11 protein-coding genes are annotated in these 12,209 nt (G+C 63.5%); 5 read left to right on the top strand and 6 right to left on the bottom strand.

The features are described 5' to 3' along the window. Window positions 1-87: 87 nt before the first annotated feature. The gene (locus ACK41V_RS05055) at window positions 88-534 is read right to left on the bottom strand and encodes a GatB/YqeY domain-containing protein (protein WP_409778703.1); all 447 of its coding nucleotides are present in this window, start codon (window positions 532-534) and stop codon (window positions 88-90) included. Between the two features lie 213 nt (window positions 535-747). Continuing rightward, complete coding sequence (rpsU, locus tag ACK41V_RS05050; RefSeq protein WP_005799779.1) at window positions 748-960, bottom strand: 30S ribosomal protein S21; 213 nt, start codon at window positions 958-960, stop codon at window positions 748-750. 415 nt (window positions 961-1,375) lie between these two features. Here rpsU and ACK41V_RS05045 point away from each other — a divergent pair, with 415 nt between their 5' ends. Continuing rightward, entirely contained in the window at window positions 1,376-4,648 is a 3,273-nt protein-coding gene (locus tag ACK41V_RS05045) for an EAL domain-containing protein (protein WP_409778698.1), read from the top strand. A gap of 147 nt (window positions 4,649-4,795) precedes the next feature. Here the strand turns inward: ACK41V_RS05045 and ACK41V_RS05040 are convergent, their stop codons facing one another. From ACK41V_RS05040 to ACK41V_RS05030, 3 genes are all read right to left on the bottom strand, one after another. Continuing rightward, the gene (locus tag ACK41V_RS05040) at window positions 4,796-5,110 is read right to left on the bottom strand and encodes a hypothetical protein (protein ID WP_409778696.1); all 315 of its coding nucleotides are present in this window, start codon (window positions 5,108-5,110) and stop codon (window positions 4,796-4,798) included. Window positions 5,111-5,199: 89 nt separating this feature from the next. Beyond that, window positions 5,200-6,453 (bottom strand): NAD(P)/FAD-dependent oxidoreductase, encoded by a 1,254-nt coding sequence (locus tag ACK41V_RS05035; protein ID WP_409778693.1) that lies wholly within the window; start codon window positions 6,451-6,453, stop codon window positions 5,200-5,202. Between the two features lie 79 nt (window positions 6,454-6,532). Beyond that, on the bottom strand, window positions 6,533-7,738 hold the full coding sequence (locus ACK41V_RS05030) for an ABC transporter substrate-binding protein (protein WP_409778691.1): 1,206 nt from the start codon (window positions 7,736-7,738) through the stop codon (window positions 6,533-6,535). Between the two features lie 270 nt (window positions 7,739-8,008). On the opposite strand from ACK41V_RS05030, the gene ACK41V_RS05025 reads away from it, so the two are divergent. From ACK41V_RS05025 to ACK41V_RS05015, 3 genes are all read left to right on the top strand, one after another. Then, on the top strand, window positions 8,009-9,097 hold the full coding sequence (locus ACK41V_RS05025; RefSeq protein WP_409778688.1) for a L,D-transpeptidase family protein: 1,089 nt from the start codon (window positions 8,009-8,011) through the stop codon (window positions 9,095-9,097). A 142-nt stretch (window positions 9,098-9,239) separates the two neighbouring features. After that, window positions 9,240-9,662, top strand: a complete 423-nt coding sequence (locus ACK41V_RS05020; protein ID WP_409778685.1) for a M23 family metallopeptidase — start codon at window positions 9,240-9,242, stop codon at window positions 9,660-9,662. A 276-nt stretch (window positions 9,663-9,938) separates the two neighbouring features. After that, window positions 9,939-10,418 carry a DUF4124 domain-containing protein gene (locus tag ACK41V_RS05015; RefSeq protein WP_409778682.1) on the top strand — a complete coding sequence of 160 codons (480 nt, stop codon included), beginning with the start codon at window positions 9,939-9,941 and terminating at the stop codon, window positions 10,416-10,418. A gap of 19 nt (window positions 10,419-10,437) precedes the next feature. On the opposite strand, the gene ACK41V_RS05010 is transcribed toward ACK41V_RS05015, so the two are convergent. Next, window positions 10,438-11,571 (bottom strand): sterol desaturase family protein, encoded by a 1,134-nt coding sequence (locus ACK41V_RS05010; protein ID WP_409778680.1) that lies wholly within the window; start codon window positions 11,569-11,571, stop codon window positions 10,438-10,440. A 143-nt stretch (window positions 11,572-11,714) separates the two neighbouring features. Here ACK41V_RS05010 and ACK41V_RS05005 point away from each other — a divergent pair, with 143 nt between their 5' ends. Beyond that, on the top strand, window positions 11,715-12,203 hold the full coding sequence (locus tag ACK41V_RS05005; protein ID WP_409778677.1) for an acyl-CoA thioesterase: 489 nt from the start codon (window positions 11,715-11,717) through the stop codon (window positions 12,201-12,203). Window positions 12,204-12,209: the final 6 nt, after the last annotated feature.

The raw sequence follows: 12,209 nt of genomic DNA, 5'->3' as shown, positions 1-12,209 counted from the left end.
ACCCGTTTAGATACAACCGCTACCAGCTATCTTTTTTGATGTCTGCTCCGTTGAGCCGTCTTGATCAACTGAACCCGTGAAAATAGCTCAACCCGCCAGCGCAGCCTTCACCGCGGCAGACACCTGGCCCATGTCGGCCTTGCCAGCCAAGCGGGTCTTGACCACGCCCATGACCTTGCCCATGTCGCCTGGGCCTGCGGCGCCCAGCTCGGCCACGATGGCTTTCACGGCGGCCAGGGTTTCTTCGGCCGACATGCGCTCGGGCAAATAGCCCTGCAGCACGGTCATTTCGCCCTTTTCCTTGTCGGCCAGGTCCTGGCGGCCTGCGCCTTCAAAAGCGGCGATGCTGTCCTTGCGCTGCTTGATGAGTTTGTCAACGATGGCAACCACGGCCACATCGTCGAGCACCACGCGCTCGTCCACTTCCTTTTGCTTCATGGCGGCCAGCAGGTTGCGGATGGTCAACAACCGTTCGCTGTCTTTGGCGCGCATGGCGGTTTTCATGTCTTCGGTGATCTGGTCCTTGAGGCTCATGGCGGCTTCCTTTTTATGGTCAGGCAGAGACAAAGGGTGTGCACAAAGCCTTTCTGGCTAGGCGCAGCGCCGCAGACAGTAGTCTCGCTACGGCAAGGCGCTGCAACGACGCCAGAAAGGCTTTTTGCAGACCCGAAAAAACAAAAACCCGCGCTTGGCGTCCCTAGCGCGGGTTTTGGGACCCAAGCGAAAGGCTTGGAATCCGAAGATCAATTAGTACATCTTCTTGGGCAGTTGCATGCTGCGAACGCGCTTGTAGTGGCGCTTCACGGCGGCTGCCTTTTTGCGCTTGCGCTCGGCGGTGGGCTTCTCGTAGAACTCACGGGCGCGCAGGTCGGTCAGCAGGCCGAGCTTTTCAATGGTGCGCTTGAAGCGGCGCAGTGCAACGTCAAAGGGTTCGTTTTCTTTTACGCGGATCGTAGTCATTAGCTAATGGTTTTCCAAGATGTTGCTCGCAGAGGGGCTTGGGGAGATCGGGCCTCAAGACCATACGTAGCGGTTTCCCCGTCTGTAACTAGTATTTGGCCGACGGGGCATTGCCAGCAAAGCCGGAAATTATAGCCGAAATGAGCGCCAGCTGTGTGGCCTTTTCATGCTCTCCCCAAGCTCGCGGCGCGGGTGGGGTTGCCACCGGCGGCCATTCAGAACCCGGTTTTTGGCGGTTGTCGCCGGGCAAGTGCCAGTCCAGGGGCCGTGCGTGTTGCCAGGCACAGTCACCGTCGCTCGCAAATCCCAGAGAAACCCATCAGTGGCGTGGAAATTGCTTCACGTTGTAACACTCATTCTCATTCATCGGTGGGCGTCCCAGGTCATCCGCCCGGGCCGCCTTGCCGTAGACACCATGCTATTTATGCACCGCGTATCGGGTTGGCTGGGGCGGCTCAGTGTGGGCCGCAAGCTCATGCTTATCTATCTGCTGGATCTGACCGCAGTGATTTATGTGTCCAGCATCCTGATCCACGAAAAGTACCTGGCGATTGATTTCACGCGCAAGGAAATCGTGGGCACCACCTACGCCGCCGTGGTGCGCGACGGACTGCTGGGCCAGTTTCTGGAGGCATCGCAGCAGCCCCCGCAGGTGGCCGAGGTGTTGACACGCCTGGCCGGTGTGCGCGCAGCGCATGACGAGCAATTGCGCACGACCGATGTGGGCGAGCGTTTCAGCACCGCGCTGGAGCAATTGCCCGTCAGCGTACCCAAAGCGAGCGATGCGCAGTCGCTCACACGCCAGCGCAGCCAGTTGCTGCGCGAGGGGCGCGAGCTGTTGACCACCGTGGGCAACCAGTCCAACCTGATTCTCGACCCGGATCTGGACAGCTACTACGTGATGTCTTTGGTGGTGCTGCGGTTTCCCGAGCTGCTGCAGGCCGTGCACGACACCGTGATCTTTCTGAACGCGGCGCCGAGCGGACGTGGGCCGCAGTGGTCGTCCGAGCTGCTCACGCTGGTGGGGCGCTTGGACGCCGTGATGCTGGGCATTGAGTCGGACTACAACCAGGCCTTCATCGCCGGGTCGCCCGAGATGCGTGCGGCGCTGGTCCGCCAGCGCGAGGCGCTGAAGGCGTCGCTGGAGAGTTTTCAGTCGCTGCTGCAAGGCATTGCCGCGGGGGAATCGCGCCTGACGATGGCGCAGATCGGCGCGCAGCAGTCGCAGGTGTTGGGCGCGCTGCGCGACGCGTGGACGGTGGGCATCGTGGACCTGGAGCGCCTGCTGCACCAGCGGGTGGACAGCCTGTTTGCGCGCATGTGGCTGCACCTGGGCACGGCGCTGGTGCTGCTGGGCTGCATCTTGAGTCTGGTGACCCTGGTGGCCCGGCAGATCGCCAAACCTTTGCAGCAACTCGCCCGTGTGGCTGACGAGGTGCGCACAAGCGGCGACCACACCCTGCGCGCGCGCTGGAACAGCCGCGACGAAATTGGCCGCCTGGTCACCGCCTTCAACGAGATGCTGTCCCAGCTGGACCGCGACCGTGTGCTGCAGCAAGAACTGGCCGCCAGCGCCCGCGCCTCTGAGGCGCAGCGCGAGTTGGTGGAGGCTTTTCCCATCCCCATGGTGGTCACGTCCATCCCCGAGCATGAGGTGCTGCACTCCAACGCGCCCGCAGCCCACTGGCTGAACGACCGCACCACCGACCCCTGGGCCGCGGGGCTGGAGCCGGGCGTGCGTGCGCGGTTCTTTCAGCGCTTGGCGGACCAAGGCTCGGTGGACGAGTTTGAGGTGCGCTGGAAGGGCAGCCCCGAACCCTCCTGGGCCGTGCTGTCGGCGCGGCGCCTGATTTTTCAGGGGCGCGATGCGGTGCTGACCGCGTTCACGCCCATCAACGTGCTCAAGGTGATGGAGCAGCGGCTGGAGCTGTGGGCCAAGGTGTTCGAGGCCTCGTCCGAGGGCATCATCATCATGAACGCCGAGCAGCAGATCATCAGCGTGAACAAGGCGTTCTGCCGCAGCACGCATTACGACTTCTACGAGGTCATTGGCGAAGACCTGGGCTTTTTGCTGGAAGAGGCGGGCGGCGAGCCGCTGTCGGCCCAAATCAACCGCACCATGCTCGAAAAGGAATCGTGGCAGGGCGAAGTGCGGTTTCGCCGCCGTTCGGGCGAGACGTATCCGGCCTGGCTCATGGTGTCCGCCGTGCGCGAGAGCAAAGGCGGACCCGTGGCCAACCACATCGGCATTGCCATCGACATCACCGACCGCAAGCTGAACGAAGAGCGCATTCAGTTCCTGGCGCACCATGATGTGTTGACCGAGCTGCCCAACCGTTCGCTGTGTGTGCAGCGCCTGCAACTGGCGCTGGCGCAGGCGCCGATGACGGGCGAAAAGGTGGCGGTGTTGTTCATCGACCTGGACCGCTTCAAGGCCATCAACGACACGCTGGGCCACCACATTGGCGATGGGCTGTTGCGCTCGGTGGCTGCGCGCCTTACGCAGGCCGTGCGCAGTCGCGACACCGTCAGCCGCTTGGGCGGCGACGAGTTTGTGGTCGTGATGCGAGACGTGGCCGGGCGCGAAGATGTGCAGCAGCTGGTGGAGCGGCGCCTGATCCCGCTCATCCGCCAAAGCCACCCGGTCGAAGGGCATGAACTGAACGTGTCCTGCAGCGTGGGCATTGCGGTGTACCCCGATGATGGCAGTGACATTGACGAGCTGATGCGCCGAGCCGACGCGGCCATGTACGAGGCCAAGACCACCGGGCGCGACATGGCGCTGTTCTATTCGATGGAGACCGACCAGCGCGCGCTGGCCCGCCAGTCGATGGAGCAGCAACTGCGCCGCGCGCTGGAGCGCAACGAGTTCACCTTGCACTACCAGCCGCGCCTCGCCGCCAAGGGCACGCGCCTGCTCGGTGTAGAGGCCCTGCTGCGCTGGAGCAACCCCACGCTGGGCCACATCCCGCCCAGCGAGTTCATCCCCATCGCCGAAGAGACCGGCATGATCCGCGCGATTGGCAGCTGGGTGCTGCAGCAGGCGTGCGAGCAGTGGGTGCGCTGGCAGCCTGTGGCGGGCGACGCCGCCCGCGGCACGGCTGCGCACCCGCTGGCCGATGTGTCGATATCGGTCAACCTGTCGGCCGCGCAAATGGCCGACCCACTGCTGGTGCCCGACATCGAGGCTCTGCTGGCCCGCACCGGCATGCCCCCGCACCGGCTGGAGCTGGAGATCACCGAGTCGCAGCTGATGGACAACGCCCACGCGGCCGAGCAGCAACTGGCGGCCCTCAAGTCGCTGGGCGTGCAGCTGTCCATCGACGACTTCGGCACTGGCTATTCCAGCCTGGCCTACCTCAAGCGTTTTGACATCGACCGTCTCAAGGTCGACAAATCGTTTGTGCACGACATGCTGAGCAACCCCGCCGACATGGCCATCACGCGCGCCATCATTGCGCTGGGCCACACGCTGGGTTTGAAGATCGTGGCCGAGGGCGTGGAAGACCTGGCCACGGCGCAGGTGCTGGGCGTGCTGGACTGTGAGGAGCTGCAGGGCTACTACTTCAGCCGCCCGCTGCCGGTGGACCAACTGGAAACATGGGCACGGCAGCACCGTGCGCTGCAGAATGGATCGCTGCGCTGGATGGAGCCTTCCAACACGCAGCCCGCTCCATTGGTGGGTTGATCCAGCCGTCAGTGCCCGTCGGCACCATCAGGCAAGACCCCGTAGGTCGGGTTAGCGCAGCGTAACCCGACGCCACGCTGCGCACCCTGTGGGCGTCGGGTTACGCCCTTGCGGGCCAACCCGACCTACGCCGCTCATGCAAACCGCTCAGGCAAGCCGGATGTGCAGCGCAACGGCCAGCCCGAGCAGGGTGACGCCTGGGGTCAGGTTGCCCAGCCATAGTGATGTGCGAGAGGTGGCGCGACCCGAGATGCGCGAATCGGCCCGCAGGTAGGCGTCGCCCTCATCGGTGCGCAGCCACCACACCATCACCGCGCCACCGGCCAGCGAGCCCACGCCCAGCGCCGCGAGGATCGCGATGAAGATGTTTCCGCCCATGCTGGCTGCAGGGACGAGGGCGACCAGTGCGCCCACGGCGGTTGCGGCCGCCTGGTACTTCTCTGCGCGTTCGAATCCATCCATGCTGTGCCCTCAACGTGTCACGGGTAACGAGCTGCTTTGCCGGTGGGCGTTTGGGTGCGGTGCCCCATCCCGATTTCGAATGGAACGTGTCAGCTCTCCGATGGCTGCAACGCCTGTGCGCACGCAAAGGCGCTGGCCCAGGCCCACTGAAAGTTGTAGCCGCCCAGCCAGCCCGTCACATCGACCACTTCGCCAATGAAGTAGAGGCCTGGCTGTGTCTTGCACTCCATGGTCTGCTGCGACAGCACGCGCGTGTCCACACCGCCCAGCGTGACCTCGGCCTTCTTGTAGCCCTCGGTGCCCGTGGGCGTCAGCTCCCAGCGCGCCAGTTGCTCGGCCAGCCGCGCCAGGGCCTTGTCGGATGCCTCGGCAATGGGGCGCTGCCAGTCGGACTCGCGCTGGGCCCAGGCATCGGCCAGGCGGCCGGGCACCAACGCTGCCAGTTCGTTGGCAATCAGCTTGCGTGAACGCGCCTTGCCCTGCGCCAAGGCGGCGGGCAGGTCTACCGTGGGCGCGAGGTTAATGGTCAGCGGCGTGCCCTCTTGCCAGTAGCTGGAGATCTGCAGCACCGCCGGGCCCGACAGGCCCCGGTGGGTGAACAGCAAGTCTTCGTCAAACGCCATGCGGTTTTTCTTGGCTCCGGTGCTGATCTGTACCGGAAGCGCCAGGCCCGACAGCTGCGCATACGGCGCCCAACCCGCGCCATCAAACGTCATCGGCACCAGCCCCGGGCGGCGCTCGATCAGCGGGATGTTGAACTGCTGCGCCAGCCGGTAGCCAAAGTCGGTCGCTCCAATCTTGGGGATGGACAAGCCGCCCGTGGCGATCACCAGAGAGCGCGCATGCACTGGGCCTCGATAAGTATCAATTTGATAGCTGTTACCGCTTGATGGATAAGCGCTAGAGGCCAAAAACACTATATTTTTAACGCCACAAGGTTGCCAATGGGTCACCCCACCTGCGGCGCACTCGGCCAGCAGCATGGCAATGATGTCCTCGGCCGAGCGGTCGGCAAACAGCTGGCCCTTGTGTTTTTCGTGAAACGCGATGCCGTGCTTTTGCACGAGTGCGATGAAGTCGGCAGGCGAATAGCGCGACAGCGCCGAGCGGCAGAACTGCGGGTTCTGCCCCACAAAGTGCTTGTGCGGCGCGGCCGGGTCCAGGTCGCGGTTGGTGAAGTTGCAGCGCCCGCCGCCCGAGATGCGGATCTTCTCGGCCACCTTCTCGGCGTGGTCGATCAGCAAGACCTTCAGGCCCCGCTGACCCGCCTGCGCGGCGCAGAACAGGCCGGCGGCACCGGCGCCGATGATGACGGCGTCAAAAACTGGGGGTGTGTGGGGCACGGTAAAAACAAAGGCGGCGGTGGCGGGGTCGCCATTGTCGCCGCAGCGCTCACGGGGGCTTGATCAACGGATCATCCGGTCACTGCCGGTACACACCACCCGGGCCCACCACCACGATGTCCACGAAGTTGGAACCATGGTGGTTTTGTGCACTGAACTGGTAGGCATAGCCGCCCAGGTCCAGGTTGCCCAGCCCCTGCATGGCCGTCACCAGGCTGGCGCGGGTCACGCCCGGTCCGGCGGCGCGCAGGCCTTCTACAAGCACGCGCCCATCCATGTAGCCGGTGTAGCGGTCGTAGTCCACGGGTTTGTCGTACCGCTTCATGGACGCCTGGAAATCTCGTGTGAGCGCAATGGTGGGCCTGCTGGGGGACGGGCCGGTGCGCGCTACGGCCAATCCGCGCGCGTCTTCGCCCAGCGCCTTGAGCACGGCGGAGCCCGCAGCCAGCGACAGCGCATACACCGGCACCCCCAGGTGCGCCCGGTTGGCGCGCACGTAGGTCACCACGGGCGGCCCAGCCGCCACCAGCAACACGGCTTGCGGTTTGAGCGCAGCCAGCGCCTTGGCGGCGTCCGCTGCGTCCTGTCCCGTCGGGGCCAGCGCATGCGATCCCGCCAGCGTTCCACCCTCGGCCACAATGGTTTTTTCGACCAGCGGCAGCAGCAGCTTGCCAAAGTCGTTGTTCTCATACGCCACCGCGATGCGCGATGTTTGCACCGCTACGAGGTTGCGCACAATTTTGACCAGCTCGTCGGCATAGCTGGCGCGTGTGGTGAACAGGTACGGGTGCTGCTGCGCACGCACCGCCGGGCTGCCGGTGTAGACCGAGATCAGCGGCAACTTGGCCTGAGAAAGATAGGGCAGCAGCCCGATCACCTGCGAGGTGCCCGACACGCCAAACAAGGCCACCACACCGTCCTTTTCGGCCAGCTGCTTGGCGTTTTCGAGCGTGCGACGCGGGTCGAACCCATCGTCCAGCGTCACCAACCGGATCTTGCGGCCACCGACGCCGCCTTTGGCGTTGGCGTCATCGATGGCGGCATCCTGGCCTTCGTGAATGGGCTGCAGGAAAGGGGCCATGCCACCCGACAGCGCGGTGGAGCGGCCGATGAGGATGTCGCCCTTGGTCGCGGCCGATGGCTGCGCCCAGAGCGGCAGGCCCATGGCTGCGGCACTGGCGCCTATCGCTGCCATCAGGCTGCGGCGCTGAACCGAAAGTGTGTGCGCAGCGCGGGGTGTGTGGCGCTGGGCCGGGCTGGGCTGCACAACGGGTTTTGTTGCCATCGGTCCGCGTCTCCTGGTGACGGCCGGGGTGGCCGCAAGGTGGCCCGATGTTAGGAGGGCTGTGCGTCGCAGCCGCTGCGGGTTTTCACGGGCGTGGTGTCCGATGTGTGACATGCAATGGAACGGCCGATGCTTGTGGCAGGGGAATGAAAGCCCACTGCATCGCTGGTGAACATGGGCGGTTGCTCTCCCCTTGAAGGCGTGTCCACCGACAGCGCACCGCGCCCGAAATGTGTAGCCTGAGTCGATTGCTTTTGCCCAGGATTTTTCATGACCACACCCCGCCGCTTGTTCCTGTCGTTGTCTGCCGCCGCGTTGGCCGCTGCCGTGTTGCCCACCGCTGCATGGGCCGCCACACAACGCCAAGCCGGCACCAAAGACGCCGCAGGAAATAAGAGCGCTATGGTCCCAGAAGGCGATATCAGCGCCAGGCTCGATAAGCTCAATGCAGCCAAAGAAGCACCGGTTCTGGTGCAGGGCGCGGCCAGTGCCGCCGTGGTCCGCGCGCAGATACTGCTGGACCGAGCGTGGTTCTCGCCCGGCGAGATTGATGGCCGTTTCGGCGCCAACATGCGCCGTATGGTGGCAGCGTTTCAAAAGGCGCACGAGATCAAGAGCACCGGCAAGGTCGATGCGCCGACCTGGGCTGCATTGAACGCACTGAACGGCGATGAAGATCAGCTGTTTGTCCGCTACACGGTGACGGCCAAAGAAGCTGCGGGCCCGTTCACAACCACGCCGAAAGACATGAACGAACGCGCCAAACTCAAATCGCTGGACTACGAAAACATCGAAGAAGCGCTGGCAGAAAAACACCATGTGTCGCCGAAGTACCTCAAGGGCCTGAATCGGGGTGCAGCGTTTGGTGCAGGCGATGAAATCATCGTGCCCAATGTGCTGGTGGCTTCGGGTACACCGAATGCTCCGGGTGATGCCATTGCCAAATCGGCGGGGTCGATAGAGATCGATAAATCCGAGCATGTGCTGTTTGTTCTCGATAAAGACGGCAAGCCGCTGGCGGGCTTTCCGATCAGCATCGGCAGTCCGAAGGACCCGCTGCCGCTCGGCGCCATGAAGATCACCAAAGAGGTCAATTTGCCGACCTTCACGTACAACCCCGAGATCCTGAAGAATGCCCCCGCCAACGCCACCAAGGTCGAGGTGGCTCCGGGCCCGAACAATCCCGTCGGCAGTTTGTGGATGGGTCTGTCGAAGCCGCACTGGGGCATTCACGGCACGCCAGCTCCATCGCGCGTGGGACACGATGAAACCAATGGCTGCATCCACATGACGAACTGGGACGCACAGCGTTTGTCAACCGTGGCCAAAGCCGGTTTCGTCGTCTACGTGAAGGTCTGACGTCATGCGATGGTCTGCTTGCGCCGCCGCTTTCGCGTTGTGCGCCTGCGCGGGGTGGGCAGGTGCACAGTCTGTCGTGCAGCCAGCTCCGGTAGACGCCATCTGCGACGGCCGGACGCTGCTGGACGCGAGACCGCTCCGCATGCCCATCGACGGTGTGCCGGCCTCGTCCCTGCGCGACACCTTCAACGAGGGACGCCCTGGCCACACCCATGAGGCCATCGACATCCTCGCGCCGCGTGGTACGCCGGTGTATGCAGTGGACGACGGGCGCCTGGCAAAGCTTTTCACCAGCGTACCGGGCGGGCTGACGGTTTACCAGTTCGACCCCCATGGACAGCTGGCCTACTACTACGCCCACCTTGACCGCTACGCACCCGGGCTGAAAGAAGGCGCTGCGCTGCGCCGGGGGGATCTGGTGGGCTACGTGGGGTCTACCGGCAACGCCTCGCCGGATGCGCCGCACCTGCACTTCGCGGTGTTCCGGCTGGGGCCTGAAAAACAGTGGTGGAAGGGCACGCCGGTGAACCCGTTTGAGGCGCTGCGCCGCGTTGCGGTGCCGTGATGGGAGCACGGTCCGGACAACGGGGATAAAGTGAGCAAACCGACGCGGTTGACGCTAACGATGCGGATGGGATCGCGTCGAACACGGGGGTTGTCATGTCCGCCGCGTTACATTGTGCGCAGTGTGCTGGGAGCTGGTCGGATCAAGGCGTTAAAAACCAAACGGTGGTTGACCGCAATCTAGCTCGGTCAGTATCGTTAGCCCAATTTTCGGCGGCCCCATCTCAAGCCCGACAGGCCTTTTGGTCAGGTCGTTCATCTGACAAGGACTTGCTCCATGAACATGTTTCGATTTGCCGTCTGCGCCTTCGCGCTTGGCTTTTTGGCCCCTGCCTGGGCCATCAATAAATGCATCGACGACAAAGGCAAGGTGTCGTTTCAGGATGCGCCTTGCATTGGCCAGGGCGAGAAGATTGAAGTGCGGCCCGCCATGAAGGGCGCGGCCCCTGCACAGCCAAGCCCTTCTACTTCGCAAGAAGGAGCCTTTGGCCCCTCATGGCAGCGTAAGAACCAGCTTCAGAGCCAGGGCATTCCCCAGGCCCGCGCGGCGATTGAGCGCAATCAGCGTGAATGCGCGGCAACGCCGCAAGAGGGGGTGGCCCAGTCGGGGCCGCTGCGGCGCAGCCTGAGCTCCGGCTCCCAGTTTGCGCAAGAGCAATCGGCCAATGCGGCCAAGGACAAAGCCGCGTGTGACGCTCGCATCCAAGAGCTGCGCGAGCAGTTGAAGTCGCTCGAAGGCGAACTCTCCAAACTTTGATGCATCTTGTTGACGGCGTCTATCCCTTCCAGGTAAATGGAAACTTGAACTGTTTCACAAACCCGTTGGGCACATAGTCGCCCAGCACGCCGTAGTGCTCGGGCCAGAGCTTGGTGGTTTTGACGGCGGTGCCGAACAGGTAGTCCAGAAAAGCGAAGTGCGCGGCATAGTTCTTGTCCAGCGCTTCGTTATCCTGGCTGTGGTGCCAGTGGTGAAAATTGGGCGTGACCAGCACGTAGCGCAGCGGTCCCAGGCGCACGCTCACGTTGGCGTGGTTGAACACCGCCTGGAAGCCCACGATGACGATGTAAGCGTCGATCACTTCCTTGCTGAAACCCAGCACATAGATGGGCGCCAGCACCAGTGTGCGGGTGATGATCAGCTCCAGGATGTGCTGGCGCGAGCCCGCCATCCAGTCCATGCTTTTGACGCTGTGGTGCACGGCGTGCAGGCGCCACAAAACGGGCACCTCGTGGTACGCGCGGTGCGTCCAGTACTGCACCAGGTCGGCCACCAGCACGATGAGGAACAGCGCAACCCAAAAGTTCAGGCCCTGCACCCAGCCACGAATCCCGTCGTTGGCGGCCCAGCCAAAAAACTTGTGCACCAGCAGGTTGGTGGCCAGCAGCACAAAACCCACGACCATGTGGTTCACGATGAAGTGGTGAAAGTCGGTTTGCCATTCGGCGCGAAAGACGGGCTGGTCTTTGCGCAGTGCCCACAGCTTTTCGATGAAGATAAAAATCAGCGAGCTGCCCAGCAGGTCGAGGATGAACCAGTCCAGGCCGATGTACAGCGTGTCATCCGGGAAGTTGGGGTTCACCTCCACCTTGTGGCCGCCCAGGATGGCGGTCAGCGCCACCATGGCAAACGCGAAGGTCGACAACCATCGCGACCGGTTGAACAGAATGTTGACCAGCGAGATGCCGCCAGCAACGGCCATCGCACCCAGCATGATGTTGCGGATCACGGCCACGTCGTAGCTCTTGCGCAGCTGCGGTGTGGTCAGATATTCGGGGAAGTGAAACGCCAGTACGCCCAGAAAACACAAGATAGCCAGCGTGAGCGCGATCACGCCAGACACCAGCCCCCGCCCGCGCCGCAATGCGCCGTGGCTTTCGGTGAACTCATTGAGCTTGTCGATTTCGAGCATGTTTCCCTCCGGCATCTGCTGCCTGCGTGCTTTAAAGCAATTGATCTTGGTGGCCTGACTGCGCTGCTACGGGCCTGTGTGGCGCGAGTGTAGCGGGCCACAGAATCGCCAGCGCGGCTGCGCTGGGCCCATAAAATCTCGGCATGAACATCCCTTCCCACCAACTCAGCATGACCGTGCTGATGTCCCCCGACATGGCCAACTTCTCGGGCAATGTGCACGGCGGAGCCATTTTGAAGCTGCTGGACCAGGTGGCCTACTCGTGCGCCAGCCGCTATTCGGCCTGTTACGTCGTCACGCTCAGCGTGGACCAGGTGATGTTTCTGCAACCGATCCATGTGGGCGAACTGGTCACGTTTCTGGCCAGCGTCAACTACACCGGCTCTTCGTCGATGGAGGTGGGCATCAAGGTGGTGGCCGAAGACATCCGCTCGCAGGTCGTGCGGCATGTCAACAGCTGCTTCTTCACGATGGTGGCGGTGGACGAGGCGCGCAAGCCTGTGCAGGTGCCGCCGCTGTCGCCATCCACCCCCGACGAGCGCCGCCGTTGGGACGCCGCGCTGCTGCGCAAGTCGTTGCGCAAGGAGCTGGCGGAGCGCTTTCAGCAAGTGCGTGAAACAGCCACCCCTTGACGACAA

Source organism: Acidovorax sp. (assembly GCF_046291265.1).
In the GTDB taxonomy this organism is placed as follows: domain Bacteria; phylum Pseudomonadota; class Gammaproteobacteria; order Burkholderiales; family Burkholderiaceae_C; genus Acidovorax.
Note: the sequence above shows the minus strand (reverse complement) of the source record. Positions and strands in the feature narration are given on the sequence as shown.